This window comes from Paenarthrobacter sp. E2MeOHC11 (assembly GCF_058744955.1).
Genome location: NZ_CP196673.1, coordinates 849,689 through 876,603 on the forward strand (window position 1 = coordinate 849,689; position 26,915 = coordinate 876,603).

General features: G+C 62.9%; 26 protein-coding genes. 12 read left to right on the forward strand and 14 right to left on the reverse strand.

What is annotated here, in order from left to right; all coding sequences use genetic code 11:
• Window positions 1-241 precede the first annotated feature (241 nt).
• On the reverse strand, window positions 242-1,171 hold the full coding sequence (locus ACSSVG_RS03885) for a putative endonuclease domain-containing protein (RefSeq protein WP_492417389.1): 930 nt from the start codon (window positions 1,169-1,171) through the stop codon (window positions 242-244).
• Window positions 1,172-1,407: 236 nt separating this feature from the next.
• Between ACSSVG_RS03885 and ACSSVG_RS03890 the strand changes: the two genes are divergently transcribed.
• Genes ACSSVG_RS03890 through ACSSVG_RS03900 form a run of 3 tightly spaced genes read left to right on the forward strand, consistent with a single transcriptional unit; the run spans window position 1,408 to window position 4,696 of the window.
• Window positions 1,408-2,358, forward strand: coding sequence for an N-acetylglucosamine kinase (locus ACSSVG_RS03890; protein ID WP_492417391.1), 951 nt, complete (start codon window positions 1,408-1,410; stop codon window positions 2,356-2,358).
• Entirely contained in the window at window positions 2,333-3,292 is a 960-nt protein-coding gene (gene murQ, locus ACSSVG_RS03895) for an N-acetylmuramic acid 6-phosphate etherase (RefSeq protein ID WP_492417393.1), read from the forward strand. The genes ACSSVG_RS03890 and murQ overlap by 26 nt, the downstream gene beginning before the upstream one ends.
• 51 nt (window positions 3,293-3,343) lie before the next feature.
• On the forward strand, window positions 3,344-4,696 hold the full coding sequence (locus ACSSVG_RS03900) for an MFS transporter (RefSeq protein WP_492417395.1): 1,353 nt from the start codon (window positions 3,344-3,346) through the stop codon (window positions 4,694-4,696).
• A gap of 72 nt (window positions 4,697-4,768) precedes the next feature.
• On the opposite strand, the gene ACSSVG_RS03905 is transcribed toward ACSSVG_RS03900, so the two are convergent.
• Both ACSSVG_RS03905 and purN read right to left on the reverse strand, forming a co-directional pair.
• Complete coding sequence (locus ACSSVG_RS03905; protein ID WP_253467115.1) at window positions 4,769-5,704, reverse strand: hypothetical protein; 936 nt, start codon at window positions 5,702-5,704, stop codon at window positions 4,769-4,771.
• 120 nt (window positions 5,705-5,824) lie between these two features.
• On the reverse strand, window positions 5,825-6,394 hold the full coding sequence (gene purN, locus ACSSVG_RS03910) for a phosphoribosylglycinamide formyltransferase (protein ID WP_492417397.1): 570 nt from the start codon (window positions 6,392-6,394) through the stop codon (window positions 5,825-5,827).
• Between the two features lie 11 nt (window positions 6,395-6,405).
• Here purN and ACSSVG_RS03915 point away from each other — a divergent pair, with 11 nt between their 5' ends.
• Window positions 6,406-6,855 (forward strand): hypothetical protein, encoded by a 450-nt coding sequence (locus ACSSVG_RS03915; RefSeq protein WP_231341513.1) that lies wholly within the window; start codon window positions 6,406-6,408, stop codon window positions 6,853-6,855.
• Between the two features lie 40 nt (window positions 6,856-6,895).
• Here the strand turns inward: ACSSVG_RS03915 and ACSSVG_RS03920 are convergent, their stop codons facing one another.
• A complete protein-coding gene (locus tag ACSSVG_RS03920) occupies window positions 6,896-8,227 on the reverse strand; it encodes a cell division protein PerM (RefSeq protein WP_492417399.1) in 1,332 nt (443 codons plus the stop codon).
• Between the two features lie 440 nt (window positions 8,228-8,667).
• Between ACSSVG_RS03920 and ACSSVG_RS03925 the strand changes: the two genes are divergently transcribed.
• Window positions 8,668-9,174 (forward strand): nucleoside deaminase, encoded by a 507-nt coding sequence (locus tag ACSSVG_RS03925; protein WP_492417401.1) that lies wholly within the window; start codon window positions 8,668-8,670, stop codon window positions 9,172-9,174.
• A gap of 47 nt (window positions 9,175-9,221) precedes the next feature.
• Here the strand turns inward: ACSSVG_RS03925 and ACSSVG_RS03930 are convergent, their stop codons facing one another.
• The 4 genes from ACSSVG_RS03930 to ACSSVG_RS03945 form a co-directional block, all read right to left on the reverse strand.
• Window positions 9,222-10,259 carry a VOC family protein gene (locus ACSSVG_RS03930; RefSeq protein ID WP_492417403.1) on the reverse strand — a complete coding sequence of 346 codons (1,038 nt, stop codon included), beginning with the start codon at window positions 10,257-10,259 and terminating at the stop codon, window positions 9,222-9,224.
• A gap of 155 nt (window positions 10,260-10,414) precedes the next feature.
• Window positions 10,415-10,792 (reverse strand): hypothetical protein, encoded by a 378-nt coding sequence (locus tag ACSSVG_RS03935; protein WP_492417405.1) that lies wholly within the window; start codon window positions 10,790-10,792, stop codon window positions 10,415-10,417.
• Window positions 10,789-11,193, reverse strand: a complete 405-nt coding sequence (locus tag ACSSVG_RS03940) for a J domain-containing protein (protein WP_492417407.1) — start codon at window positions 11,191-11,193, stop codon at window positions 10,789-10,791. Before ACSSVG_RS03940 ends, ACSSVG_RS03935 begins: the two co-directional genes overlap by 4 nt.
• A gap of 244 nt (window positions 11,194-11,437) precedes the next feature.
• The gene (locus ACSSVG_RS03945) at window positions 11,438-11,860 is read right to left on the reverse strand and encodes an Hsp20/alpha crystallin family protein (protein WP_492417409.1); all 423 of its coding nucleotides are present in this window, start codon (window positions 11,858-11,860) and stop codon (window positions 11,438-11,440) included.
• A 130-nt stretch (window positions 11,861-11,990) separates the two neighbouring features.
• On the opposite strand from ACSSVG_RS03945, the gene ACSSVG_RS03950 reads away from it, so the two are divergent.
• Together ACSSVG_RS03950 and ACSSVG_RS03955 are read left to right on the forward strand one after the other, a co-directional pair.
• On the forward strand, window positions 11,991-12,464 hold the full coding sequence (locus ACSSVG_RS03950; protein WP_492417411.1) for a MerR family transcriptional regulator: 474 nt from the start codon (window positions 11,991-11,993) through the stop codon (window positions 12,462-12,464).
• Between the two features lie 570 nt (window positions 12,465-13,034).
• Window positions 13,035-13,124, forward strand: a complete 90-nt coding sequence (locus ACSSVG_RS03955; RefSeq protein WP_492419137.1) for an HNH endonuclease — start codon at window positions 13,035-13,037, stop codon at window positions 13,122-13,124.
• 11 nt (window positions 13,125-13,135) lie between these two features.
• On the opposite strand, the gene ACSSVG_RS03960 is transcribed toward ACSSVG_RS03955, so the two are convergent.
• The 3 genes from ACSSVG_RS03960 to ACSSVG_RS03970 all read right to left on the reverse strand — a co-directional run bounded on the left by ACSSVG_RS03960 (window position 13,136) and on the right by ACSSVG_RS03970 (window position 16,401).
• Window positions 13,136-13,828, reverse strand: coding sequence for a DUF6308 family protein (locus ACSSVG_RS03960; RefSeq protein WP_253467087.1), 693 nt, complete (start codon window positions 13,826-13,828; stop codon window positions 13,136-13,138).
• A gap of 67 nt (window positions 13,829-13,895) precedes the next feature.
• Entirely contained in the window at window positions 13,896-14,528 is a 633-nt protein-coding gene (locus tag ACSSVG_RS03965; protein WP_253467083.1) for an excalibur calcium-binding domain-containing protein, read from the reverse strand.
• 136 nt (window positions 14,529-14,664) lie between these two features.
• Entirely contained in the window at window positions 14,665-16,401 is a 1,737-nt protein-coding gene (locus ACSSVG_RS03970) for an FG-GAP-like repeat-containing protein (RefSeq protein WP_492417413.1), read from the reverse strand.
• Between the two features lie 302 nt (window positions 16,402-16,703).
• On the opposite strand from ACSSVG_RS03970, the gene ACSSVG_RS03975 reads away from it, so the two are divergent.
• The 4 genes from ACSSVG_RS03975 to ACSSVG_RS03990 all read left to right on the forward strand — a co-directional run bounded on the left by ACSSVG_RS03975 (window position 16,704) and on the right by ACSSVG_RS03990 (window position 21,015).
• Window positions 16,704-17,870 carry a glycosyltransferase family 4 protein gene (locus ACSSVG_RS03975; protein WP_492417415.1) on the forward strand — a complete coding sequence of 389 codons (1,167 nt, stop codon included), beginning with the start codon at window positions 16,704-16,706 and terminating at the stop codon, window positions 17,868-17,870.
• Complete coding sequence (locus tag ACSSVG_RS03980) at window positions 17,867-19,249, forward strand: UDP-glucose dehydrogenase family protein (RefSeq protein ID WP_492417417.1); 1,383 nt, start codon at window positions 17,867-17,869, stop codon at window positions 19,247-19,249. Before ACSSVG_RS03975 ends, ACSSVG_RS03980 begins: the two co-directional genes overlap by 4 nt.
• 445 nt (window positions 19,250-19,694) lie before the next feature.
• Window positions 19,695-20,111 carry a hypothetical protein gene (locus ACSSVG_RS03985; RefSeq protein WP_492417419.1) on the forward strand — a complete coding sequence of 139 codons (417 nt, stop codon included), beginning with the start codon at window positions 19,695-19,697 and terminating at the stop codon, window positions 20,109-20,111.
• 121 nt (window positions 20,112-20,232) lie between these two features.
• Complete coding sequence (locus ACSSVG_RS03990; RefSeq protein ID WP_492417421.1) at window positions 20,233-21,015, forward strand: tyrosine-protein phosphatase; 783 nt, start codon at window positions 20,233-20,235, stop codon at window positions 21,013-21,015.
• On the opposite strand, the gene ACSSVG_RS03995 is transcribed toward ACSSVG_RS03990, so the two are convergent.
• Complete coding sequence (locus ACSSVG_RS03995; protein WP_492417423.1) at window positions 20,978-22,228, reverse strand: plasmid pRiA4b ORF-3 family protein; 1,251 nt, start codon at window positions 22,226-22,228, stop codon at window positions 20,978-20,980. The genes ACSSVG_RS03990 and ACSSVG_RS03995 overlap by 38 nt on opposite strands.
• A 104-nt stretch (window positions 22,229-22,332) precedes the next feature.
• On the opposite strand from ACSSVG_RS03995, the gene ACSSVG_RS04000 reads away from it, so the two are divergent.
• Window positions 22,333-22,746: a hypothetical protein gene (locus tag ACSSVG_RS04000; protein ID WP_231341497.1), complete on the forward strand. Its 414-nt coding sequence runs from the start codon at window positions 22,333-22,335 to the stop codon at window positions 22,744-22,746.
• 234 nt (window positions 22,747-22,980) lie between these two features.
• Here ACSSVG_RS04000 and ACSSVG_RS04005 read toward each other — a convergent pair whose 3' ends face one another.
• Together ACSSVG_RS04005 and ACSSVG_RS04010 are read right to left on the reverse strand one after the other, a co-directional pair.
• Window positions 22,981-24,240 carry an APC family permease gene (locus ACSSVG_RS04005; protein ID WP_492417425.1) on the reverse strand — a complete coding sequence of 420 codons (1,260 nt, stop codon included), beginning with the start codon at window positions 24,238-24,240 and terminating at the stop codon, window positions 22,981-22,983.
• 78 nt (window positions 24,241-24,318) lie between these two features.
• Window positions 24,319-26,871, reverse strand: coding sequence for a helix-turn-helix transcriptional regulator (locus ACSSVG_RS04010; protein ID WP_492417427.1), 2,553 nt, complete (start codon window positions 26,869-26,871; stop codon window positions 24,319-24,321).
• Window positions 26,872-26,915 lie beyond the last annotated feature (44 nt).

Here is a 26,915-nt window from a genome sequence, read left to right on the forward strand (position 1 = left end):
GTCTTTGATGCCCTACGTTGCGAGGCCCGCTCTGCGCCCCAAACCACCCACCACCCACGCACACCAGGCCCCACAAGTCGCACCCCTGCGTTGCGAGGCCCGCTCTACGCCCCCTCGGAGCACGAAAGGCGCACACCAGGCCCCACAAACTAACCCCCTACGTTGCGAGGCCCGCTCTGCGCCCCAAACCACCCACCACCCACGCACACCAGGCCCCACAAATCGCACCCCCAGCGAACTTTCATGACGACGGCCCTCGCCACCCGCGCGACGTCAAAGCGTCCCGCACTTTCCGCTCGGCATTGACCCACCCGCCCTTCATCTGGACTTCGGAGAATTTCAGGACAATCCACCCCAACGCGCGAAGCCGATCGTCGCGTTCGATGTCCTTGCCCCACTGCACTGGGTCGGCGCGGTGATGATCGCCCTCGTATTCCATAGCAATTTTGTACCCCTTGTACTGGAGGTCTGGCGTTGAGATGTAGCGACCGTGATCGTCATAAACTGGCTGGGTGACAGCTGGCTCCGGCAGCCCGGCGTCGACGATTTTCAGACGCAGCCTTGACTCCTGCGGCGAATCTACGCCCGTGCGCAACAATGGCAGAATTTCCCGGGCCATCCGGATGCCTTTGACCTTGGGGCGTCTATTGATGACTTCCTGGATCGCCTCAAGCGAGGACAACGGATTCTCGCGCGCCAACAGAAAATCGCCGGCGGCCACAAGCGATGACCTGCCCATGTGTCTAGCCAGATCCACCCACGTCCATTCCGGCGAAGTCATTTGGACACCGTTCAACACCCGAACATCCCGCGCCAAGAGCGGAGCCCGGTGCCCGACCACCCCCCGACGCTTGACCCTCCCGATCTCTTGCCGGCGGGTCACATGGATTAGCCCGCTCCTGCCCTCTTCCTCGAGGTAGATGGGGAGCGGCATGCACCACAACAACGCTGCAGTGACGTGGCTGACTGCACAGCGTGGAGTCACAGCGGTGTGCAGCCGCCCGAGCAGTTCGAGGTCGCGTTCGTTTGCCCTAGCGATACGGATGCCACGGCTCGGCGTCACAAGTTCTTTCGTCTGGAGTCGCCACCGTGGTACGCCGGAAGCGTAAGCGTCGGCGACGAGGAAGCCTTGAGGGTCGACGTTCAGAGGCAAGGGAGTGAGATTCCGCATGGGCCCATGCTTGCCGGAAATGATGGCTCACATTCGGTTATCCACAGAAATCGCCCTTTGATGGGCTTTTGACTTTTCCTCCACAGAAAATGCGAGGCCGGCTTTGCGCCCCGAAACCCCGACCAACCACGCAGAGCGGGCCCCACAACTCACGGACCACCCGTTGCGAGGCCGGCTTTGCACCCCAAACCGCTCGCCAAACACGCAGAGCGGGCCACGCAACATAGGGTTGATCCATGGAAGCCCCCAACGATGTCGTACTTGTTGCCGATGTAGGGAAGAGCCGCTGCCGCGTCGAGTTGCGCAGCGGTACAGAGTTGCTGGGCGCCGCCGACCAGCATGGCTTCCCCGGAGTGCACGTGGACAACGGGCCAACGATGGCTTTCGACCTCCTCCTTGAGACGGTCAGCCAATTGCCGCCCGGCCTCCCCGTCAGCACCTTGACCGGTATTGGGGCCGCCGTGGCCGGGGTTGAAGCATCCGCCGAGAAGTCGCAGGAACTCGCCACCATGCTGTCCCAGCGGTTCAGTGTCCCGGCAGCCGTGCTCTCCGATGCCACGGCCGCCCAGCTCGGCGCGCTCCAGGGCGCCCCCGGCACCACGCTCATCGTTGGGACAGGCGCCGTCGCCTTCCGGTTCGATGACTCCGGAGTCCTGCACCGGGCCGACGGCTGGGGACCCTATCTTGGGGATCGCGGCAGCGGACGATGGATCGGCCAGCAAGGCCTGCAGGCAGTTCTTGAAGCACACGACGGCGGCCCTGCCACATCGCTGTCGGCTGCGGCCGGCGCACTGGTCGAGTCGCCCGGGATGCTGCCGGGCTGGCTCGCGGCCAACGAGAACCCCTACCGCGCGATGGCCCGTTTCGCGCCGCTGGTTCTGCACGCGGCGGAGGCGGGTGACGCCGTCGCGCATGACATCATCGGCGAGGCGTGCCGCATCCTGACCCGCACCGTGAAGCTCGCGTCCAGCGGCGACGAGGGCGGCACACCCCGCGTGGCGATGCTGGGCGGAGTGGTGGGCTCGGACTTCTTCGCGGCGCTCTTGCGGAAGTCACTCGCTTCGGCTGGGATTGAGGTGGTGGCCCCGCTCGGCGATGGCTTGGACGGTGCTGCCCTCGCTGCGACGCGCCGCGGGCTCATCCAGGAAAGGTACATCCACCGTGACGGCACAAACTGGCCCGACTAACCCCAACGACGCGGACAAACTCGCGGGCCTGCGCACGGAACTCGCAGGGTTGGCGACGGAGGCCACGGCCGAGGGCCTGGAAAACCTGGACATCCTGGGCACCGAAGAACTCGTGGCCGCGATGCTTTCCCACAGTTCAGGAGTACACGCTGCGGTTGAAGCGGCCAGTGCCGCCATTGTTCAAACCGTCGACGCCGTTGCGGAGCGGCTCCAGCGCGGCGGCCGCCTTTTGTATGTGGGAGCCGGCACGGCCGGTCGCTTGGGTGTGCTCGACGCGAGCGAATGCCCGCCAACGTTCGGCACCCCGCCCGGACTCGTCGTCGGACTCATCGCAGGCGGTGTGCAGGCGATCCAGAAACCCGTTGAGTACGCCGAGGACAACGCAACTGCTGGCGCGCGCGACCTGCACGATATCAACGTGACCGAAGCCGACGCCGTCGTGGGTATCACGGCCTCGGGCCGGACGCCTTACGTGATCGGTGCGTTGGAAGAAGCCCGGAAGCGGGGCGCGTTCACGGCGTCGCTGGCGTGCAACAAGGGCTCGGCAGTAAGTCACGTGGCGGATGCTGCGATCGAGGTTGTGGTGGGTCCGGAGTTCATCGCGGGTTCCACCAGGCTGAACTCGGGCACGGCCCAGAAACTTGTCCTCAACATGATCAGCACGCTGGTGATGGTGAAGCTTGGCAAGACGTACGGCAACCTCATGGTGGACTTGCGCGCCACGAATGAAAAGCTGCTGGCCCGATCGCAGCGCACCGTTCAGCACGCAACCGGCGTTGATGCCCATGAGGCCGCTGCCGCGTTGGATTCGGTTGGCGGTTCGGTCAAGGCGGCGATTTTGGTGCTCCTGACAGGCATCGAGGCTGGTCAGGCCAAGGGTGCCCTGGAGGAAGCCGGTGGTTTCCTGCGGCGGGCGATCGAGAACCAGAAGTAGCCCGGACGGCAGCCCGGTGCCCAGCGCATAAAGTTGCATGCAGGAGGGCAAATGAATACATACACAGCCGTGCCCAGCGGCGAACAAGTTGTGCAGGACCTGCCATGGCGGTGGAAGGTCCAAGGACGGATTTTCCTGATCGGCGGGCTCGGGTTCATGTTCGACGCCTGGGATGTCACGCTGAACGGCATCCTGATTCCGCTGTTGTCCAAGCACTGGTCCCTGCAGCCGGCTGACGCTGCGTGGATCGGCACGGCCAACCTGATCGGCATGGCCGTGGGTGCGTTCGCATGGGGCACCATTGCGGACACCATCGGACGCAAGAAGGCCTTCACGGCCACCCTCCTGATTTTCAGCATCTTCACGGTTCTGGGTGCGTTCGCACCGGACATCGTGTGGTTCTGCATCTTCCGTTTCATGGCCGGTTTCGGCCTGGGCGGCTGCATCCCCGTGGACTACGCACTGGTGGGTGAGTTCACTCCGCGGAAGCAACGGGGCAAGGTGCTCACGGCCATGGACGGGTGGTGGCCGATCGGTGCTGCGCTCTGTGGCTTTATCTCGGCCGGGCTCGTTGCTGCCTTCGGCGACTGGCGGCTCACCATGCTGATCATGGTGCTGCCCGCGTTGCTCGTTTTCTGGGTGCGCCGTTCGGTTCCCGAGTCACCGCTGTTCCTGATCCGTGCGGGTCGCCGTGCCGAGGCTGCGGCGGTCATTGATGGCCTGGTCGAGGCGACAGGTGCTTCGCCGCGGGCGTATAGCCTGCCCGAACCGCAGGCTGCGCCGCGCCTCTCCCCCGGCAGCGCCTGGGCCCAGTTGCGGCGGATTTGGCAGTTCAACTGGAAGATCACCACCGCTGCCTGGGCACTCTTCTTCAGCATCCTGCTGGTCTATTACCTGTCGCTGACGTGGATGCCGCGCATTCTCATCGGTGCTGGGTTTGAGGAGTACAAGGCGTTCGTCACGACGGCGAGCATGGCCGCCGTCGGACTCCTGGGTGTGGTGGTGGCAGCGCTGCTGGTGGAGCGGGTGGGTCGCAAGTGGATCCTGGCCATCACCGGTCCGTTGTCCGCTTTGACCTTGGTGATCGTGGCGTTCGTGGTGGACGTTCCCTCGGCGGCCGTGTTCTGGCTGCTGGTGTTCGGCTTCGTGGTCCAGGTGGCCATCCCTGTGCTTTATGCGTATGTGTCCGAGCTGTACCCGACTGAGCTTCGCGGCTCGGGCTTCGGCTGGGCGTCGACGTTCTCCCGGATCGGGGCAGGCTTTGGGCCCTTGGTGTTTGCCTCGTTCTTCTGGCCGGAGTTCGGATTGGCGCAGTCCTTCGCCATGGCTGGTGGTCTGGTGCTGCTGTCCGTGCTGTGGATGGCGTTCTTCGCCCCCGAAACGAAGCAGCGCGAACTCTCGTAACCGCCCCGCCTCGTACCCAACTGAGTCGCAGTTCAGGTCGTTCCCAGCCCTGGGAACGACCTGAACTGCGACTTACTTGGGTGACCAGCCGCGTTGTTCGAGCGCCCGCCGCACCTTGGCCACGGCGGACCTCGCGTTGTTGCTCATGTGCCGCTTTGAGATCCTCACGAGGGTCCAGCCGGCTCGACTGTAATCCTCCTCCCGGGCGATGTCCCTCACGATCTGCTCCGGATCCGAGTGACCCTCACCTTCGTACTCCACGGCAACGCGCTGCTCGCGATAGGCCAAATCCGGTTGACGCACGACGCCGGGACCTAGCTCCGTAGGAACATTGACTTCCGCTGTGGGTAGGCCAGCCCACTTGAGCGCCAGCCTCAGTCGCGTTTCGGGAGCCGAGTCGGACCCCACGCATGCTTGTTCCAAAGCGAGGCGGGCCTTGCGGATGCCAGGTGTCCCCCAGTGACGGTCAAGCATCTCTTCGAGCTCATCCATGGCGCAGTGGGGCGAACTCCGTCCTTCGAATTCCGGTCTGGGGATACGCAGCAAATGATCGGCCACAACGGTGATCTCGTCGATGTCCATCTTCCGCGCGCAGTCCAGCCACGTCCGAGCCCGGCTGGTGATGAGCAGGCCATTGAACGTGGTGATTTCATCCTCGAAGAACTGACCTCGATGTCCCACCACACCGCGCCGTCGAGGGATGGCCATGGCGTGGGGCCGCGAAATATGAATCCCAGGCTCGTGGCTGCCGGGCAGGAAGCCAGGAAACCCCCATAGTAGGAACGCCGTCGCGTGGGACGCCGCCGAAAATGGTGTGACCTGAGTGATCGGCCGAACCATGTCCGCGAAGGCATGTTCGGTGTCCAGACGAGGGACTCGAATGGCTCGGCTCGGCGAGTCCAGATCCCGGTAACGCAGGCGCCCAACCGACACTCCGGCATCGAGTGCTTCCTGCGTTGTAAAGGATTTCGAAGTGAGGTCTGCCGGGAGCGGCCGTGGGATCTTCATCAGCCCATGCTGGCAAATGCGACGGGAGCCTGGGGCGTTATCCACAGCCTTTCGTTCCTGCCACCCAACTAGGTAACAGCAAACGCTCCACTCAGGGCTCAGTGGAACAGGTGCTGCGACTCAGTTGGGTGCGGCGGCGAGGTCTGCGAGGGTCTGGACCAGCAGGCGGCGCTCCACGACCTTGATGCGCTCGTGCAGGGATTCTTCGGAGTCCTCAGGAAGGATAGCAACGGCTTCCTGGGCAATGATGGGGCCCGTGTCCACGCCGGCGTCGGCCCAGTGAACGGTGCAGCCCGTGACCTTCACGCCGTACGCGATGGCGTCGCGCACTCCGTGGGCGCCAGGGAAGGATGGGAGCAACGCGGGGTGCGTGTTGACGTACTTGCCACCGAATGCATCAATGAAGTCGGAGCTGACGATCCTCATGAACCCGGAAGACACCACGACGTCCGGCTGGTAGGAAAGGACCTTGTCGCGCAGTGCGGTGTCCCATTCAGCACGGGTTTCGAACGAGTTGAAGTTGACCACGAAGGTCTCAATGCCGGCCTCGTCGGAGCGTTCCACGCCATACGTGTCGGGGCGGTCGGCACCCACAGCGGCGATCTCGACATCCAGTTCACCCGACTTCACGGCGTCGATGACTGCCTGAAGATTGGAACCGGTACCGGAGACGAGGACAACAATGCGCATTGCACTAGCTTATGGGCGGCTCGCGTAGGCTGGAAAACATGAATCCCGACGTCGGTCCCAAGCCGAGCCAGCAACCCCGCTCAGAGGCCGAAAAGTCCGCCCTCGGCGTGACCCAAATCCTGTTCCGTGCATTCCTTTTGACGGCTTTGGGCGCGTTCTTCGTGTTCTCCCTGAACGTGAATTACGTGTGGTTGAGTGCCATCCTGACGCTCGCGGGTTTGGTGTTGGGGATTGTGGTTCTGGTGAGGACGCTGAAGTACAAGCACCCGCGGCTGATTCTCTTCGGGACCATCTCCGGCCTCATCGTTTCGGCCGTCATGTGCCTGCTCATCCTGACGTCGATGCTCTTTTTCAACCAGGTCAGCACGTACCAGGATTGCTCGCGCGGGGCGTTGACGGAATCCGCCAAAACGCAGTGCATGACGCAGCTCGAGGACTCGATGCCGGGGTCGCTTCGCTAAGCCGGCTGAGGCTCCCCAGCGCCAGCGGAAGAGGACCCGCTTAGGCGTGTTCGTCGTCGTACGCTGCTTCGTCGAGGTCCGCCTCGCGCAGCTTCTGACGGCGTTCCAGCCACGGCCCCACTGCGTAACCGATAACGACGCCGATGCCCACTTCCGCGGCCAGCCAGACTGCCGTCCACAACGGGTGGGGTCCGATTTCCGTGAGCCGGCCAATGCCGGCCGATCCGCGCGCGATCCACGCCAAGGCACCGCCCAACAGACCGGTAACTGCGCCGATGAATGCGCCCAGGAACAGGGTTGAGACGGTTGCCGTGAACCAGCGGGCTTTGATCTTGATGGAGAGCCACTCGTCGAAGTGGTTTTCGCCTTCACGCAGGAACCACCAGCCTGCCAGGATGCCCGCTACGACGGGAAGCGCGAGGGCCATGGCCCCGGCGTCGAGCTGTCCCGCGGGAAGGGCCCCAAGGACCGGGACGGCCGGGAGCGGTCCGACGGCGGTACCCAACGGACCCGCCGTCGAGCCAACGCCGAGCGAGAAGCCGGCGCCGGAGGACCAGGACAGGGCGAAAATCACGAGGTTCGGCAGGAATCCAAGCTGCGCGATAGTGAGCACGGCTCCGCCGAGGGCGCCGGCTTGGATGCCTTCGTAGACGGCGATGATGTCCGTCCAGTGCCACACAATGGTCGCCGCCAGGAGCAGTGCGGCCAAACACACGGCAGCCATCGCCGCGACAAAGCCGGCCTTCAACGCCGAGCCCACATACGAGCCCGCCCAGCGCGAGTGCTGGCTCGTCTTAGCAAGCCAGGCTACGGCGTCAACGCCGATCAGGCGGCTCCACGAGCCTGCCTCGCGTCGGGCGCCGACGATCATGCCCAGGCCGAAGGAGATCAGCGGAATGGTCATGGCCAGCCAGAGGTTGATGACCACTTCGGAGGTGCGGCACACGAACCCGGTAGCTGCACCGAAAGCCGCGTAGACAACGAATGCGCCAAAGAATGCCTGCCACAGCTGGTCTGTGTACGAGGCACGGGCGAGGCGGCGCCCGGCCCGCCAGGCGAGCAGGAAGGGGATGAGCGTCAGGCCCAAAGGAATGAGTGACAACAGGCCCGAGCCCGGCTGGCCCGCAGTGCCGAGGCTGACTTGGGCCAACTCCAGCGGAACGCCGTGAATCAGCAGCCAGGCCTGGCCGGCCAAGCGAGCCAAGGAGTCCACGTTCCGGTCTTGGAATCCGTCGGTGGCCCACACTCCCACCAGCGGGAGCACCACCACGATGGCCGAAATGAAGGCCGCCTGCGCCGATTCCAAACCACCCTGCAGCCAAAGGGGCATCGGGAGGCCACGGTTTCCGGTCTGATCAGCGCGCAGTTTCATCGTGATCTATCGTGCCACGGCAGGCAGCGCACGGCCCGCAGGCGCCCCTGAAATACCGCGAATTCCAGCGCTTTTTTCACGCAGCCGCCGTAAGATGGGAGGTGTTCTCCCGGGGTACGGAGCCCTCAGTTGCCACCTCAGCTCCGCCTCACCTGCACAGACTTTGAAAGGCCCGGAAACAATCGAAGCCGGGAACTAGGAGCGGCCAATGAATAGGTGTCACAACTCATAGCAGAAAGTCGTACTAGCAGCTGGTGCAGCCGCCTTGGGATTCTTTCCCTAGGCTGCACCAGCCTTCTTTTTGCTTTGTGCCGTGCCTTCCGCTGAGGGGCGACTTCTCGGGGCTTTGAGGGGCTGTTTGCGCGGCGTCGTGAGTACCTCGACCGCGTCGGTGAGCCCCACGGCCTCTCCGTCTAACCCATATCAAGAGAGATTCAGAAGTGACAAACACTGCGAACCCCGGCTCTGCCGTCTCCCAACAGGACGTGGACTTCCTGCGCCTGGCCATCACGCTTTCCCACCAAGTCAAGGCTGAGGGACGGCATCCATTCGGCGCCGTGGTGGTGGACGAACATGGCACGGTGGTGAGCTCGAAGGGAAACAATTCGATGCCGCTGGAAGGCGACCCGACCCAGCACGCCGAACTCAGGGCTGCGGCGGAAGCATTTCGACAGCTCAATACCGAGCAACTGGCGCGGTCAACGCTGTACACCAGCGCAGAACCATGTGCGATGTGTGCCGGTGCTGTCTACTGGACGGGCATCGGGCGAGTGGTCTACGGGCTCAGCGAAGAATCACTGCTGAGCATTACGGGAGACAATCCCGAAAACCCCACTCTGTCCCTTCCCTGCCGCGAAGTCTTCAGCCGCGGTCAGCGCAAAATCTCTGTGGTGGGCCCTCTCCTGGAGGACGAGGCTGCTGCCCCTCACAAGGATTTCTGGCAATAAGCCCGCGGTTGGCTCTGCGCACGTTGAAGCCCGCTTACTGCCGAGAGCTAACCCCTCGCGAAGAAGTCCACGCCCGATACGTACTCCATGGCCTTCACGAACTCGGGATCGCCCATCCTCGTGTAGGCCTCCTCCTCGTTGAGCTCTGCGACCCGGCAGTGGATCCACCAGAGGTTTCCCAAGGGGTCCCTGACCCAGCCCACTGTTTCTCCCCAGAACATCTCCGTCATGGTCGTCACCGCCGTGGCACCTGCTGCGAGCGAGGCAGCGAAGGTGGCCTCGCCGTCGTCGACGTAGACGCGGAGGAAAGCCGGAGTCGGCGGCCAGTCCGGGCGGGAATCGAAGGCAAGGACGTTTGAGTCGCCGATCCTCGCTTCCGCGTGGCCGATGGACCCGTCTTCCATGGGGACCCGGAACGCTTCCTGGGCGCCGAACGTGGCAGTGATGAAGTCCAGGAGCCCGGGTGTGCTGCGCGTGATGATCCAGGGTTCCACGGAACGGTAGCCAGCGGGAATGTGGCTGATGCCGTCGGCTCGAACCAGCGGGGACATGGACGTCACTTCATCGGGGACGCGTGCGTCCGGCTGGCCGATCATGTGCCGATGGAGGGATTCGACCGCATAGTCCATCCCCGCCGCGTATTCGGGGGCCTGCCAGCGGCTGGCGGCTTCGTCGTCGGAGACGTCTTCCATGTGCGACATGATCCACCAGACGTTCCCCAGCGGGTCCAGAATCCGGGCGCCACGGTCGCCCCAGGCGCTGTTGTCGGGGACCGAAACCGTGGTGGCACCCGCGGCGAGGGCGGCGTGGAAGGCGGCATCGGCGTCGTGCGTATAAAGGCGGAGGTACGACGGCGTTGCGGGCCAATGCGGTCGGCTGTCGAATGCGAGGACTACTGAGTCGCCGATCCGCGCTTCCGCGTGCCCGATGGTCCCGTCCTCGCCAACGACCCGGTCGATCTCCTCAGCGCCAAACGCAGCCGTGATGAACTCGAAGAGGGCGTTCGTGTCTCGAGTGATGAGCCAGGGGCTGACGCTGGAGTAGCCAGTCGGGACTGTGCTGATGGTCGGGTCTGCCGCGGTCATGACTGCATCCTCTTCGTCGGGGTTCCGTGGTTTCAGACTACGGCTGATCGAGGTCAGGATCGGTCCGCAATTGTGGCTATTCCCTCGCCGAGGGGCGACACCCCAGCAGTTTGAAGCCTACTTTCCCCCGAGATCCCGCCCCTCGGCGCACCCCCTCAAAGCTGCGGGCCGTAGATGAACTCCTTGGCGTGGTTGACGGCCTTCTTGAAGGCGTCGTTGCGGAGCGTCACCTGCTCTTTACTGGATCCGGCACTGGGTTCCAGGAATGTGGTGAGCCCCGGGCGGAGCATCCAGATATCGCCGGCGGGTGGCAGGTAGAAGACGCCGAAGGACCTTTGCTCGGGATCGTCGGTCCAGATGGGGACAACAGCTACCGCCGCGCCCGTGTCCGGGTTGATCCACTGGGCCCGTGGCATGGGTTGCTCGTGGACTTCGGGGTCGAGGAACGGTGCTGTTCCTCTCCCCCAGCGCTTCTCGAATCGTTCGTAGAACGCGGGAATGATGTGGCCGTCGTACGGACGCCAAGCACTCATGAATGCCTCCTTGGTGTTCTGTGGGTTCGGGATGAAGGCTCCCATTGGGTTGGTCCGAAAGACAGGGGCGGCTTGGTTTCCTTGCTGCCTGCCGGTTCATGTCGATGGACCCGTACCTTCACCGGCGTTCCAGGCGTTCCGGGCCTTCGTGCGGGCACACCGCTCCGCCGCGCCTGGTCGTAAGCCGCCCGCTTTCCTGGGTCCGACAAAACGACGTACGCCTGCATGATGGCGTGCAGTTCCTTGAGGTCGGCCGCGGAGGTGGTGTCGCCGTCGTCGACCTTTTGATGTGTGTCCGGGTGATGGGTCCGGAGCAGCGCGCGGTAGGCGCGGGTGATGTCGCGGGCCGTCGCGTCGGGCGGCACGTGCAAAGTGGCGTAGTGGTCAGGTTGATCGCTCACGTCTGGTTCCGGTTTCCTGCAGCGGACTTGGGGATGGCCCCCGGCGTGAACCGGGGGCCATCAATCGGGAGACGACGGGCGGGGGCCGCTTTCATGTGCGCTAAGAAACGCTGTGACGTGGCGCGAAGCCTGCGCCCAACTATTCCGATGCGGCCGCCTCCGTTGTTCCCGGTCGGCGCCTGTTCCCGGTCGGCGCCCTGCCGGTTGGCCACCCCCGGGTGAGCCTTCCGACAGGGCGGACGGGTCAGGCGTTGATCTCTTGCCGTTGTCCGTTGGACGTGATCTCGATGCGCCGTGGTTTGGCCTTCTCTGCGACGGGGATACGGAGTGTCAGCACGCCCGAGTCGTAGCTGGCCTTGACGCCTTCGGTGTCCAAGGTGTCGCCCAGGATCAGTTGCCGACTGAAGACGCCTTGCGGGCGTTCGGCGGCGATCATCTCTGAGTTCTCGCCCGCCGGCGACTTCCGTTCTGCCTTGACGGTGAGGACGTTGCGCTCGACGTCGAGGTCGACGGAGTCAGGGCTCACACCGGGCAAATCAAAGGCAACGACAAACTCCTCGCCCTCCTGCCAGGCATCCATGGGCATGCCGGCAGGGCGTGCTGTTGTGCCAAAAACCTGTTGGGCGAGCCTGTCGAATTCGCGGAACGGGTCAGTGCGCATCAGCATTTTGTTCTCACTCCTCTGGTCTTGATGATGATTCTGTTGTTGTGCCAGCTCTTCCTGATCTGTGGTGGCTGGTATAGATTTTTTATAGCACCGGCGAGAGAGTGGTGCAAGTGGATTTTGGGAGGTCTTGATGGCGGGTTCTGCTGCGGAGGAGCACGACGGCGGATTGGGCGCGTCCGCGCCCGGCGGCGGCCCTGCTTCGACTGGCAAACGGGACGGGGGCGGGCGCGACGCGCTGGGTGTCTACGCGATCTCCGTAGCAGCTGAACTCGTGGGCACTGGCCAGCAGAACCTTCGGTTGTACGAGCGCAAAGGCCTGCTCACTCCGGAGAGGACCGACGGCGGAACTCGCCGTTACAGCGAACGGAACCTGGCGACGCTGCGACGGATCGGGGTGCTCCTGGATGAAGGGCTGAACCTGGCCGGCGTGAAGCTGGTGCTTGAGTTGGAGGCTACGAATCGCGGGTTGGCCGAGGACAATCAGGGGCTGGCTGACGACAATAGGGAGCTCCGGGCTGATAACCGAGGACTGCGGAAGGATCTGAAGCGGGCGCGAGGTGGGGTGCCTATTGTTTCCAACCCGCACTCCAGATTCGTCACATAGCGTGCCGCTCAATCAACCCGAGTTCATTGTCCTTGCCGTCAATTAGAGTATGGAATCACACCAGCGCCTCGAATCGAAGTGGCTGCCAGAACTAAGTGGGGGTAGGACATGCTTCGAAAGGCCGATAACGTCAGCCTTTTTCATCAACCGAGCTTTTGGACAGGTAAAGGCCCCGTCGTTCTAACGATCGGCCGGAATTCTTACCGATTGGGCAAGTTTACGAAGCCTGAATTTGCGGAAACCCTTAAACGCCAAAGTGAGTACCCCATTGCTCTCACCACAATCGGTGAGCGACGCTACTGGCAATTCGAAAACGGATTCTACTGGGAGAACGAAGGGCTCCGTTCAGCAGAAATTCGGGCACTGTTAGTAATGAAGAACCAACGCAGGCAGCAGCAAATCGACAGAGCCCAAGCAACGGTCGCTATGGGTTCGACGCCTCGAGCCGCAGCCGTTCGTCGCGCCATCCCGGACGATGCGAAACAGTACGTCTGGGCCCGTGATGAAGGCCGGTGCCGGAGTTGCGGATCGACCGGCGAGCTTCAATTCGATCACATCATCCCAGTGTCCATGGGAGGCAGCAGCAATGTTGAGAATCTGCAAGTCCTGTGTGGCCCATGCAATAGGCGAAAATCCGCTGGCCTGACGACCCGTCGCTAGAGGCACAATCACTACGCGGCCGTGGAAGCACGCCTATGACGGAACTCACCGAGGTAGCTACTGTCCCGGATTTGCGCGCCTAATCGCCACCCAATGATGTCCATCGCTCGGAGCGGCGTGACGGCGGGCCCAGTAGCTAAAGCGGCGATAGCTCTCCACGAGTCGATCTGTGATTCAAGATCGAACTTCATCGCACGCATCAAAAGCTTGGCCAAGTTGAACCAACTCCGATTGTCGTCCTCAGGTAGCGGCCTGCCCTCACCGACGTAGCAGGAGTAGATGTTCTTGTCGTAGAGGGGTATGAGTTCCGGCCGCTTGCGGTGGAGCACTTTAGACAGCTTGGTAAGTCCTACTTGGGAGGGTTTGTGCTCGTCCAATGTCCCGAACAGTCGCGCCAGTGCCTCAATAGTCTGCTCGCCAGCTTCGGCAAGGGACCCAGTTAGATGTGGATCGGCCAGACGCCCGTTGATAATGGGCAGCATCGACTCCAGCCCATAGTAGGTTTCCACTGGCTTCTGATGAGCGTTCAGAAGGGCGACGGCTAACAGGTCAGCATGCCCAACCGCCGGGCCCGGGTGACCGGGGTAGGAATCATAGGCCGGATAGGACCACGTTCTTCCTTCGGAACCGAAATAACGCCTGGCGAAATTCCGTGCTTCCTCAAAGTCAATCTGAGCGCCGCCCACATAGAGTTCCTCAGTCATGTGCTGAGCCTAACGAAAGTGGCCGCCCCAAAGGGAGGCCACTTTCATGATTAAGTCGAGGTACTTCCTACTTTTCGCAGCCCACGCCGTCGCCGTCTTTGTCGAGGTGTGACCCGTAGCCGGGTTGGCCGACACGAATAGGAGCAGCACCGGCGGCACGAACTGCCGTGCAGTTCTTGTAATAGGTGGTCGCTGGCGCTGCCGGCGGTGCTTGGACAACGGGAGGCTGAGCGGGCACAACTGGAACCACCGGCGGAGCCTCGACTACTGCCGGAGGCGGCACGACGACAGCCGGCGTTGCAACAACGGGCGGAGCGACCAGCTTGATCGGTTCCTGAATCGGAGTTGGCGTCGGTGTGGGAGTAGGTGTCGCTGTTTCGTCCGTAAGGTGGCGCACCCCAAGCTTTACCTTGGAGTCTTTCGCAACCTGAACGGCCGGCAGCGGATCCTGACTGACAACCTGCCAGTTCTTCTTGGACAGGATTGTCTTGCCGTCATTTATGTCCTCAGCATCTACCTTGAGTCCGAGGTCTTTGAGCTGATCAGTGGCTTTGTCGAGGGTGAGTCCGCCAACGTCGGGCACCGTGATCGTCTGCTCAGCAACAGCTGTGGTGCTCGCCCCAGACTGCGCAGAGGTTGCTTTGCTGCAGCCCGTTAAAGCAATGCCAGTGAGCACTAATAGTGCAAATAGTTTCTTCAAAATGTCCCCTTTTTGAAGCGAGGCCAAAAAGTCTCGAAAGGGCCTGAGTGCCAAACATCCGAAGGCCTCGCTCGGTCAAAAGGTAACAGTGCGCCGCCTTTTTATAGGCGGCGCACCAAGTACACGCGTAACAATCTCAAAGAATCGCCGTCATCCCGCCCCAGCCCGTGCCCACGCGCTGAGCCGAGGGCCAAGCAGTTCCCCCGGTACCGGAGTACAGCCACAGCTCGCCGGCAGCGTTGCGGGCCAGGATGTCTGCCCGTCCGTCGCCGTCGAAGTCACCGGGCCCAACCAGGGAGTCCATCACATTCCACCCTTGGCCAACGGTCTGCCGCGCAAGCCAGCTGCCGTATCCGTTGGGCGGGTACAGCCACAGCGCGCCGGACCCGTCGCGGGCCACCAGGTCGGTTAGGCCGTCGCCGTTGAAGTCACCCGCTCCGGTGATCTCGGACATTCCGGTCCACCCGGACCCGGCCCACATCCGCGGCAACCATCCACCCGTTCCGTCGCCTCGGTAAACCCAGAGAGCACCGCCGCGGTCGCGGGCCACAACGTCCGCGCGTCCATCGCCGTGGAAGTCGATCGCTTCGATAGCGCTCATGCCCTCCCACCCCGTGCCAACGAGCACTCGCGAAAGGAACCCGCCCGCGCCGTTCCCCGGGTAAAGCCACAGCAGCCCCGCGCCGTCGCGGGCCAGCACGTCGGATGTGCCGTCACCGTTGAAGTCACCCGGCGATACCAGGGCCGTCATAACGTTCCAACCCGGCCCGACCTGGACCCGGGACAACCAGCCACCGGAGCCGTTGCCGGGGTACAGCCACAGGACTCCGGAGCCGTCGCGAGCCAGAACATCGGCCGATCCGTCGCCGTTGAAGTCGTTCTTGACCGGCGCGGGAACGGTGCCGTCAATCACTGATACGGAGTCACTGCCGGTGTTGGCCACGTAGACGGTTCCGGTGGAGGGGTTCACCGCAGCGTCAACCGGATCTTGCCCCGTAAAGACGGCTGAGAAGGTGTTGTCCGCGCCATCAACTATGGCGACTCCCCTGCCGGACAGCGGTGCGTAGATTTTGTTCGACGCCGGGTTTACCACGACGTCCATGATCCTGGTGGCGGTCCTTAGCTCGGCGACCTGTGTCTGGGAGGAACCGTCAATCACCTGAATGAAACCATCGATGGAGGGGCTGTCCCCGGCCACGTAGATCTTGTTGGTGGCCGGGTTCACAGCAAGTTTGCCCACGTTGTTCGCCGAAGGAATGGTTCCGGTGACGGTATCGGTGATTCCGTCAATCACGCTCACGCCCGCACCGTACCTGCCAAGTGTTGTGAAGTAGATCTTATTGGTTGTCTCATTCACTGCGACGTCAAGAATGCCGCCGGCTCCGATGATGATGCTGGAGGTAACGATGCCGCCTGCGTCCACTACCCGGATGGTCCCGGAGGATTTTACGTACACCTTGCCGGTGGCCTGGTTCACCACAATGTCCTGGGCGCCCCCGGCGAGCGGCACGGACGTGGTGGTGTTCGTTGCCCCATTGATGATGGTCATCCCAGTACTCACACCGACGTAAATCTTGTTGGTAGCGGAGTTCACTGCGATGACGCCGGGCGATGACCCCACGGGAATCCACGTCACAGCACCAGAGACCCCATTAACAACAGCAACGGAGCCGCCAATCTCGCTGACGTAAATCTTGTTGGTCGCCGGGTTCACGGCAACGTCAACGGGCATGTCTCCGGAGTACAGGAGGCCCCCGTCGGACGTTCCGTTGATGACCGAAACACCCTCGAACGAGGCCACGTACGCCTTGTTGGTGACGGGATTGACCGCAATGCCGGTGGGGTTATCTCCCACTGAAACAGTATTCGTCACGACATCAGCCATGGCGGGCGAAGCAAAGGCTCCAGACAACAGCGCCAGCCCCAACCCGACGGCGACTGTACCCGCCGCTGCCCGGCGCCGTCGTCGTACGTTTACTCCCCCAAGCGCGCGCGAACCATCCCCAGCAGCAAACATGGCAAGACCCCCAGAAGTCATGACGCCCCAGCGCGTCGGATACCGGAAGTCTACGCGCGCCCTCAGACAAATCAGAGAACCACCTGTTAACCAACTCTTCCTCCACAGGCCACCATAGTGAACCCGCGCAGCCAACCGCCCCAGCCACCGTTGAAGGCGTGAGGATCGCAATCGTCGCCGAATCATTCCTGCCATTGATGAATGGGGTAACCCACTCGATACTGCGGGTGCTGGAGCATCTGCAGGAGCGCGGGGATGAGGTGATGGTGATCGCGCCGTCGACGTCGGACACTGATGTTTCGAGCGTCGAGAAGGGTGCGTATGTGCACCGGCTTCCTTCGGTGCCGCTGGCCGGTTACACGAATGTGCGGGTTGCGTTGGGTGGTGTGAATCGGGTCAAGCGAATCCTTGCCGATTTCTCCCCCGACGTCGTTCACCTCGCCTCCCCTTTCGTCCTCGGTTGGCGCGCCGTGCAGGCCGCCCATCAGCTCGGCATCCCGACTGTGGCGATCTACCAAACCGAGGTTCCCAGCTACGCCGCCCGCTATGGCGTGCCGTTCCTGGAGAACTGGGCCTGGAACCGCGTGGACAACATCCACCTCCTGGCCACCCGAACCCTTGTGCCATCCACGTTCGCGCTGAACCAGTTGCGCGGACGCGGCATCCTGCGCGTGGACATGTGGCGTCGCGGTGTGGATACCGCGCGTTTCAACCCCGCCAAACGTTCGACGGCGTGGCGCAGCTCAGTAACGCCCGACGGTCACCGCATCATCGGCTACGTCGGCCGGCTCGCCGTCGAAAAGCAGGTTGAGGACCTCGCCGTGCTGGCTGATCTGCCGAACACCAAGCTGGTGATTGTGGGTGATGGCCCGCAACGCGCGGCCCTTGAAGCGCAGCTGCCTGACGCTGTATTTACAGGCTTCCTCGGCGGTGATGCACTGGCTGAGGCGGTGGCGGGCTTTGACCTTTTTGTCCATCCCGGCGAGTTCGAAACCTTCTGCCAGACCATCCAGGAAGCCATGGCCTCGGGCGTTCCCGTGGTGGCGACCGGCCGCGGCGGGCCCTTGGACCTCGTCGAAAACTCGCGGACTGGCTGGCTGTACGAGCCGGGAAACCTCGCCCAGCTGCGCAGTTACGCGCAGGACCTGATCGGCGACGACGCCAAGCGCCGCGCGTTCGCAACAGCAGCAACCGCCTCGGTCCAAGGCCGGACATGGCCTGTGCTCAGCGCCGACCTGGTGCGCCACTACGACGAAGTCATCTCAGGTGTTCCCGAAGGAACCGGCCCCACCGAACTTACCTCAAGCAAAGGACCCTCCTCATGAAGATCTCCGTGATCGGCTGCGGCTACCTCGGCGCAGTCCATGCCGCAACGCTCGCTTCGATGGGCCACACCGTGGTGGGTATCGACGTCGATTCCTCCAAGGTTGAGCAGCTCAACAAGGCGATGGCACCGTTCCACGAACCCGGCCTGGATGAGCTCCTCAAGGACGGTCGCACCACTGGCCGCCTAGAGTTCACCACCGATTTCTCCGCCGCCGCCGATGCGCAGGTGCACTTCCTCTGCGTGGGCACCCCGCAGTCCAAGACCTCTGACACCGCGGACCTCTCCTACCTGATGGGCGCCACGAAGAGCCTCCTGCCGCACCTGGCCAAGGGCGCCGCCGTCGTCGGTAAATCGACGGTGCCAGTTGGCACGGTTGAAGCGCTCCGCGCGATCCTGGCCCGGCGCTCGGACGTGCTGCTCGGCTGGAACCCCGAGTTCCTGCGCCAGGGCACTGCGGTGAAGGATTCGCTGGTTCCCGACCGTCTGGTTTACGGCGTCCCCGGCGGCAAGGGAGCCGCCGGCGCCCCGGTCACCGCTGTGCTGGATGCCGTGTACGAGCCGCTGATCTGCGCCGGCATCCCGCGCCTGGTCTGCAATTTCGCGACGGCGGAACTGATCAAGTCGGCGTCGAACGCGTTCCTGGCCACGAAGGTCAGCTTCATCAACGCAATGGCTGAGCTGTGCGACGCGTCGGGCGCCGATGTGAGCGAGCTCAGCGAGGCGATGGGCCTGGATCCGCGCATCGGCAACCGGTACCTGCACGCCGGACTCGGCTTCGGCGGCGGCTGCCTGCCCAAGGACATCCGGTCGTTCCGTGCGCAGGCACGCGAACTGTCGGTGCCGTCCGTGGATGAGTGGATGGCCCTGGTTGATTCGGTGAACCTGGACCAGCGTTCCCGCGCGGTGGAGGTCGCCCGCGAGATGTGCCGCGGCTTCCTGTCCGGCCGCACGGTGACCATCCTCGGCGCCGCGTTCAAGCCCGACACCGACGACATCCGCGACTCCCCCGCCCTGGACGTCGCCCAGCAACTCGCTGCGGCCGGCGCACACGTCACCGTCACCGACCCCAAAGCCATCAACAACGCCTGGATCCGCTACCCACAAATCCGCTTCGAAGCCTCCACCAAGCGCGCCCTCGAAGGCGCCGAACTGGTGCTGCTGCTGACTGAGTGGGATGAATACGTTTCGCTGTCGCCGTCGGTTGTTGGGTCACTCGTACGACGCCGGATGGTGCTGGACGCTCGAAACGTCCTGGACGCTGAGGCCTGGCGGAGTGCGGGGTGGACGGTCCGCGGGTTGGGGACGGGGGCTTCGGTTGTGGCTGAGGAGCGCGGGGACGCGAACCTTAGCGCTCGACGGAAGCATGCGCGGGCGTAAGCCCGTAGGTCTTGGCGTGCCGCCTGTAATGTGAGCGGCACGCTAAGTCATAGATAACTTTCCCTCCCCTTGCCATTCCGCCGAATGTTATGGTCACGGGACGCGCCATCGCATCGGCGCATCTACAAGGGGGCAATAAGTGAAAAAGGGTTCTAATCGCACGGCCAAAAACCGGCATTTGCCAGGCAAGTCTTCCTGGGCTCAACGCAGGAAGACTTTGGGACTGGTTGCGATCACGTCGCTGCTGGCTATGACCACAGCCTGCGGTCAGGGGGCGACGACAAACGCCAACTCGGTGAACAGCACAACGGCAACACCTTCTGCGATACCGTCGCCTACACCCAGCAAGGTCGCTGGGACGGCCTGTAAAAGTGAGAAGGCGACTCAAACTTCTTCCGGAGAAACGTACGTATGCGTAGTTGACCGTGCTGGCAAATTAACGTGGTTGGACTCAGCCACCGCAAAGAAACTGTCCGATGATCGAGCTGCGGAAGCGGCTGCGAAGGCTGCAGCTGAAAAGGCGGCTGCGGACAAAGCAGCCGCGGATAAGGCAGCTGCTGACAAAGCTGCAGCCGATCAGGCAGCGGCGGCTCAAGCCGCGGCCGACAAGGCCGCCGCTGACAAAGCAGCTGCGGACGCCGCGGCTGCCGCGTTAGTTCCCAAAGCTGTTCCGGCTGCGCCTCAGGCACAGAGCAATTGCGATCCGAACTACACGGGTGACTGCGTGCCAATTGCGTCCGATGTTGATTGCGCGAGTGGGAAAGGTAACGGCCCAGCATATGTGAGGGGTCCTGTGACGGTCGTTGGGACCGACATCTATCAACTCGACGGCAACGGTGACGGAGTCGGCTGCGAGAAGTAGTAGCCGTTCGGGGCGACCGTGGCCGGGGAACAACGGTCGCCCCTGACGCCGCTTCCGACATCAGGGAGTTGAATGGGTGAAAGCATGCGCGGGCGTAAGCCCTCTTTGCTTTACTTGGGGCATGGAAGAGTCTGGGAGGAAGGACCGTGCCCTCCGGGTTGATGGTCTGACCAACGGCCGCGATCTCGGCGGTTTGGAGCGTGCCGACGGAACCCGGACGCCGCGTGGCGTGTTTTTCCGGAGCGACAACGTGGACCGGATCAGCCCCGCCGGGTGGGAGCAAGTGTACGAGGCGGGGATTCGTACTGTCGTCGATCTTCGCCAACCGCAGGAACGTGAAGGGGATACCCAAGAACGTCCAGCCTGGCTGACAACCATCAACGTGGACCTTGACGGACTTGAGAACACGGAGTTTTGGGCCGGCTACTGGGACAACGGTTTGGTCGGCACCGCGCTGTACTTCCTGCCCCACCTCATTGAGATGCCCGAACGAGCCGGAGCTGCCATCTCCTCCATCGTCAATGCTCCGCCGGGTGGCGTCCTTTTTCATTGCATGGGTGGCCGGGACAGGACCGGCATGATCGCCATGATTCTGCTTTCGGCCGTGAACACCAGTTCCGAGCAAATCGTTGGTGACTACCTTGAAACCGTCAGGCTGGGCGACCTCCGAGCGGCCAGCAGCAACAGAAACAACGCCGAACCCTTGCTCAACGAACTCTGCGAGCGCCATGGCACCACTACCGAAGGAGCCTTCCGGACGGCTCTGGCCGGGTTCGACCTATGTAGCTTCATCGAGGCAGCTGACCTCCCCGAGAGTGACCGCGCTGCTCTCGACACCTGGCGTGGCAACATCCTGGAGACCGTGGTCAGTCCATGCGGCTCTGAACGTCCAAGAGGAACTTGATGCCAGAGTCGGACAACTTCTCGTCGAGTCGACCCCAACTGGGGCCTTCCCACAACTCGAGCCTGTGCAGGCTCCCAGTGACCTCGTAGTAGAGGTCGCTCGCCCAAGACAGGGGAATCTCACCGCCCGTTCTGGTTCTCAACCCATCTTGGTGAAGCGCTGCCTGGATCACCTGATCCCTTAGCCCGTAGGGTGGCTGGTCCCCTGTTAGTTCCCAATGGATGAACAGCGGCGTTGCGATGCGCTCCGCGTCGCTGTCTGGATTCGCCAACTCATTTGCCAGGAAATCCCACAGGGCTTCGGGGTCCCCGGCCAGTTTCCGTCCTCTGGGCGTCAAGAGCAGCCTGTCCTTGAGCTTCCGCAAAAGTTTCCACTCCTGCAACTGTTCCCGAAGATTCAGGATTGGCTGCGTGCTCACCTCCACCCGTCCCGCCGAAATCCATTCATCGTCCCAGCCAAGCTCGGTCATGGCCCGCTTCACGAAGGCGGGCTTCAAGTAGCCGGCAGAGGTCAAAGGTAGTCCGTCCTGCTGGGCCTCCTTAAGGAACCACAGGATCGGCCCCAGGACGGCTTCGTAGTCCGCAACCGTCACCTCACCTGGCCAGAATCGCTGCGCCAAGCTGCGGAGCTGCCCGTTTATTGCCACTAGATCAAAGGCGGCCGGGTCGAACTTGGAGACGTGTTCCTGCGTCACGAACTCAAGCCATTCAATTGCTTCCCTGTGCTCAGGGTGCCTGCGGTTACTCACCACAGCCACCACGTTGGCGTACCCACCCACTCCCCCAGAGTCCTCAATGGGTCCCCTCATCGCTCCGTCGAGGCAGGCGATGGTGTTCTCATGCAGCTCAGCGGGACCCACAACCTCGATCTCGTGCGTCCAGTTGTCACCGAAGTCGTACTCGTAGAGGAGGTCTGAAAGACCTGGCGTCTGAGCGTCGAACAACTCCAGCAGCCGAACGGCAGCTGGGCTTTCGGCACCCTCGGGACCATCGCCGTCGTCGACGTCCATGAAGATGCGCTTCTTGCCTGACCTGTCTTGGCCGGCGACAGCGTACAAATGCGAGTTCTTCCACCCGAAGGCGCACTGGATGGCGCCGTGCAGCTCGGCAACAGTGGCACTCTCCGGAATGACGAGCTGCCGCCAGATCAGCGGCTCTGTCTCACTGATGGAAATGCGCACTTCGACGGCGGGAACGGTGGTGGGTGACTCCATATCGGCAATTCTGCCAGTGCAGGCCGAATGCCCGCGTCACAGCTGCCCAGTTCCGCGCACTACCTCTGTATACGGGGTGAACCAACCAGAACGAGGACTTGCCAGTGATCACGCACTTCTACCCAGCGGCCCTTCGCATCATCACATGCGTTGTGGCCGTGTGTTCTGCGGTGTCAGCCACCCTGCTTGGGACGGCCCCGCCTCCTGAAAGCTTGAAAGTACTCGATCCCGTAGATCTGAGGACCACCGCCGTCGTCCTGACTATGGCACTGGGTGTCGTGGCGCCGGTAACCCTACTGATTGCTGACCCGCTCAGATGCCTCCTGCTCAAAGCGGGCGTCTTTGCCGCGTCGGGGTTCGGAAACGCCATGATGCTCAGCCCGCTGCTGGTGGTGCCGTTTCAGGAAACCTCCACAATGATCGCCGTGATCTGCTCTCTGACTTTGACGATTGGAAGCATAATCACGTACATGGAGTCGGTGGAACGCAAGAACGCTCGACGGCGGGCCACCACCTAGACGCTGCCGCCCACCACTCATCTTCGCCTTTCGCGCCCCCTATTTCATGGGTGTGCAGCACCTAGTGGCCGGATCCGAACACCTAGTGCCGAAACCCGGCCATAGTCTCTTCTTGTGCCTCCGGGGCGGGAATCCCGGTGTCCGGCGGGAGCCCCACCCGCTCCTGGCGTAGGAGGCACTACGGCGCGGCCCCACCTGCCTACCCCCTGGTGGGGTCGCGCCCAGCCGCACACGTTAGCCGACCGAATGCCGCCGCAAGCGCACAAGGCGGAATACGGTGCCAACGCCAAACATCAGCACACCCAGCCCGACGGACAGGGGCGGCAGCGTTGCCACAAGCAGCACGCACGCGAGCGCACCAACCACTTGCAGGGCCTTGGGGTACCGGCGGTCCTCGGCCGGCTGCGTGAACGCAGCGACGTTGGCCACCAAGTAGTAGAGCAGCACACCGAACGAGGAGAAGCCGATGGCACCGCGCAGGTCCGCCACCGCAACGATCACGCAAATGACCACCGCAAGCGTCATCTCAGCACGGTGCGGCACTTTGTACTTCGGGTGCACAGCGGCGAGTGCGTGCGGCAGGTCGTGCTCTCGCGCCATCGCCAGGCTTGTCCTGCCGAGCCCGGCTATCAGAGCCAGCAGGGCTCCCAGCGAAGCGATCGCGGCTCCGACGCGAACCACAGGAGCAGCCCACGCAAAGGTTCCCTTGTCGACGGCGGCGGCGAGCGGCGTCGTACTCTCCGCGATACCGTCGGGGCCAAGTGCCGCGAGAAGGGTGCCAGCGATGACTGCGTAAATCAGGATCGTAATGCCGAGAGCGATGCCGATGGCCCTCGGAATGGTTCGGCGAGGTTCCCGGACTTCCTCGCCCATCGTTGCAATCCGCGCGTATCCGGCGAACGCGAAGAACAGCAGCCCGGCCGACTGAAGAATCCCGTACCAGCCGTGAGCCAGCAGCCCCTCCCCCATCAGGTTGCTGAAGTCCGGACCGGATCCACCCCACACGGCAGTTACTGCTATGACAAGCGCAGTCAGCACAGCAACCACCAGAATTCGGGTCAGGCCCGCCGTCCGGGTTACGCCGTGATAGTTCACAGCAGTCAAAAGTACGACGGCGGCAATCGCCACCGGGCGTTCCCAGCCTTGAGGTGCGGCATAGGCAGCGAACGTCATAGCCATCGCGGCGGCGCTGGCTGTCTTGCCGATAACGAATCCCCACCCGGCCAGGAATCCGTACCAGGGTCCAAGCCGTTCACGGCCGTAGACGTAGGTGCCACCGGATGTCGGGTAGGCGGCGGCGAGTTGAGCCGACGACGTGGCGTTGCAGAAGGCCACGAACGCCGCCACCACCAGGCCCACTAGCAACCCCGAACCTGCAGCCGCCGCGGCTGGAGTGAAGGCAGCGAAAACGCCGGCGCCAATCATGGATCCGAGGCCAATGAGCGAGGCATCGAAGGTGCCGAGCCTGCGGGCCAAGGCCGGAGAATTGCTCACAGGAACCCTTTACGCGTTGGGAAGCTGATGACGGCCCGAAAGGGCGGTGATCAGGAGATGCTTCGAGCGTATCCCGGGTCAGCGTGGTGGAAGTGAATTCCCCACGAGCATGAAGAGACTGTTGCGCGACGTTGCACCGGTTTTCCTCAGTGCGTTGGAAATGTGGTTTTCGACGGTCCTGGCGCTGATGCCCAGGTGTTCGCCAATCTCTACATTCGAGCGGTGTCCCGCCAGCACAGCCACCTCGATCTCCCTTTCAGTCAGGGGCGTAGTCCTGAAGGCGTTGAAGGACAGTTGTTCATTGGCCGACGGGAATCGGACGGCGAACATCCAAGAGGCCTGCGCAAGAGCGTCCGCCGCAACACCGTCGCCTTCCACGACGTGGCGTTTGAGGGCGCCGCGGAGCAGCATACCGATTTGGTAGGTGTCGGTATCTGGTTCGTAGTGTTTGAGGAGGAGTCCCAGTAGCTGGTGGTCTCCCTCAACTACTGCGGCGGCAATGGCCAGGAAGTTGTTGTGAACGGATATGCCACTCTCCCTAAGGATCTTCTGCAGCAGGCCCAGTACCGGCCTGCCTGGGCACAAACAGGTGCACAGCAAAGCCGTCATCATGGCTTCGAGAACGTAGCCGCTCTTCAATTGTCGTTTGACGAGCTTGGCTGCCTTGCGGTCGAACGTTGCCGGCTGGGCGCTGCTGTGGGCGATGAGTTCGTAGGCGCCCTTACCTATACCGGGAAGGGGTCCAACGTCGTGCACGTCATCCCGTGCTTGGGCAGCTATGGAGAAAGCCGGCGAGACCACGTTGGTTGCGTGCCTTAGCCCCGCAAGGCGCAGCATGGCATCGTACAAGGAATCGACGACAAACCCCGGCCGGCCCATGGCAAAGACGCTGCTCATAAGGTACTCGGCCTCTTCAAAATTTCCTCGGTACAACAGTCCGTGGGCAGCGATGTAGCTGCTGGTGACAACGCCGAACTGATCCAGGTTCTTGCGGGCCTCGGCACGCCAATCCAGGGCGAAAACGAGTGATTCATCCACCCGGCCGGCGGCGAACATCGCGAAACCCCGGATGAAGGGGCGGAGGTGCGGGAAGGCGTCCTCGTCCCCCTCACCCTCGACTGCCTCGAGGGCAGCTTCCGGCTGCAGGCGGTATAGCTCCAGCAACCCGCACACCAGGTTTCGCATACCCCCGCGCGCATCGGCACCTTCCAGTGGGGGCTCTGTGGGTTGAATGCGACCATGGGATGCGCTGAGAAAGAGAACGGCATCTGCGACTTCCGCTTCGTACTTGGGCTGGGCCGCAGATAAAGCCTGGAGAATTTCGACGGCGGCGCTTGGCCCCTGGCCGGTCTGAATAGCGAGCATCGCCTTGGTAATCGTGAGAAACAGCAGGTCTGTTGTTTCGGCGTCGGCGGTTGTTGTTTCTGCGCAGACGCGAGCGGCGCGTTGAATGTTCACGGGGGCACCCCAATACGTACGGAGGAGCGCCACCGCGTTGGCGGCTGTCTTGTTTCCTTCCCATCGTTCGAACCGCGTGCGTTCGCGGGCTGCGTTGTGGTCATGGAAGTGACGGGCGGTCACTGCGTCGTCGTCGCCCTTTTCCAGCCGGAGTTCGGCGAGAAGTTGGGCGAGGCAATCAGGTGTTGAAGAGTTTTCGGTGGCCGTTTGCGGAGCGGTCTCAAGCATCCCCGCGATTTTGCTGCGCAACAGGTGTCGGTCGCGGAGCATCTCCTGCCCACGGAAATGGTCGGCGATGACCGGCGGACTGATTGCGGCGATGGAGCCGCTGTGGTGGTCGGTCATGACGGAGAGAAATCCGCGGCGCTCGAGATTCTCCAGGATCTCGGGGGTGATGACCTTCTGCAGGATGTCGATGCGCGCCGTGCCCAGTATTGCCATGATGTGGAGTGCGGTGAACTCCTCGGTGGTGACCTCAGCCAGCAGCGCTTCAAGGGTTCCCCGGAGGTGTTCATTCCAGAGGGAGCTGCCGGTCATGCGCCATTGTTTGTCCCTCAGGACAAGCAGCTCACTCAGCGACGCCGTTTCGGCTATCCGTACGATGAGCCGGGGATTTCCCGCGGACTTGGTGAGGATGCGGGCCGTCGCCTCTGCATCCGCAGGTGCACCAAGCACTTGGGCGATCAACATGTGGACCTGCTCGTAGTGGAGGGGGTCCAGCTGCAGGTGAGCCTCGCGGCCTTGGTTGAGGACAGCGAGTTGGCCTTTGGAGAACGCCCACGTTTCCGGGGCGGTGGCAACCATTGGGCAGTCGGATCGCCGGCGGACGGCTTCCAGGACTGCCAGGGATTCATTGTCGACCAGATGGATGTCGTCAGCTACTATCAAGTGCTTTCCCGGCGTGGCCAGCTGGCTGGCGAACACGTCCGCGACGTCGAAGACACCACTTCGGCCCGGGCGCATGTCCAAACCCAGCCCCTTGATGGCCGAATACGGGATACTGCGGTGCGTGCGCAGACCGCTGATGAAGTGGACGGAGACACCTGTCTTCTCCAGGTTGGCAATCACGCTTTTGACGACGGCGGTCTTGCCGCTTCCGGTGGCGCCGACAACACGCACCCCTATGCCGCGTGCAACGAAATCGAGGATTCGTTGAACCTCTGAATCGAACACTCGACCTGACCTTCTGTTTCCGTGGACGCCCGACATGCGGCTCA

Excerpts from the sequence above, each read along its gene's own strand:
- ACSSVG_RS03945 (WP_492417409.1), bottom strand. The coding sequence starts at position 11,860 with ATGCTGATGCGCACTGACCCGTTCCGCGAATTCGACAGGCTCGCCCAA.
- ACSSVG_RS03955 (WP_492419137.1), top strand. The coding sequence starts at position 13,035 with ATGGGAGGCAGCAGCAATGTTGAGAATCTGCAAGTCCTGTGTGGCCCA.
- ACSSVG_RS03990 (WP_492417421.1), top strand. The coding sequence starts at position 20,233 with ATGGAAGAGTCTGGGAGGAAGGACCGTGCCCTCCGGGTTGATGGTCTG.
- ACSSVG_RS03935 (WP_492417405.1), bottom strand. The coding sequence starts at position 10,792 with ATGAGTGCTTGGCGTCCGTACGACGGCCACATCATTCCCGCGTTCTAC.
- ACSSVG_RS03905 (WP_253467115.1), bottom strand. The coding sequence starts at position 5,704 with ATGAAGATCCCACGGCCGCTCCCGGCAGACCTCACTTCGAAATCCTTT.
- ACSSVG_RS03915 (WP_231341513.1), top strand. The coding sequence starts at position 6,406 with ATGGGCGGCTCGCGTAGGCTGGAAAACATGAATCCCGACGTCGGTCCC.
- ACSSVG_RS03930 (WP_492417403.1), bottom strand. The coding sequence starts at position 10,259 with ATGACCGCGGCAGACCCGACCATCAGCACAGTCCCGACTGGCTACTCC.
- ACSSVG_RS03920 (WP_492417399.1), bottom strand. The coding sequence starts at position 8,227 with ATGAAACTGCGCGCTGATCAGACCGGAAACCGTGGCCTCCCGATGCCC.
- purN (WP_492417397.1), bottom strand. The coding sequence starts at position 6,394 with ATGCGCATTGTTGTCCTCGTCTCCGGTACCGGTTCCAATCTTCAGGCA.
- ACSSVG_RS03980 (WP_492417417.1), top strand. The coding sequence starts at position 17,867 with ATGAAGATCTCCGTGATCGGCTGCGGCTACCTCGGCGCAGTCCATGCC.
- ACSSVG_RS03900 (WP_492417395.1), top strand. The coding sequence starts at position 3,344 with ATGAATACATACACAGCCGTGCCCAGCGGCGAACAAGTTGTGCAGGAC.
- ACSSVG_RS03890 (WP_492417391.1), top strand. The coding sequence starts at position 1,408 with ATGGAAGCCCCCAACGATGTCGTACTTGTTGCCGATGTAGGGAAGAGC.
- ACSSVG_RS03960 (WP_253467087.1), bottom strand. The coding sequence starts at position 13,828 with ATGACTGAGGAACTCTATGTGGGCGGCGCTCAGATTGACTTTGAGGAA.
- ACSSVG_RS03995 (WP_492417423.1), bottom strand. The coding sequence starts at position 22,228 with ATGGAGTCACCCACCACCGTTCCCGCCGTCGAAGTGCGCATTTCCATC.
- ACSSVG_RS03885 (WP_492417389.1), bottom strand. The coding sequence starts at position 1,171 with ATGCGGAATCTCACTCCCTTGCCTCTGAACGTCGACCCTCAAGGCTTC.
- ACSSVG_RS03950 (WP_492417411.1), top strand. The coding sequence starts at position 11,991 with ATGGCGGGTTCTGCTGCGGAGGAGCACGACGGCGGATTGGGCGCGTCC.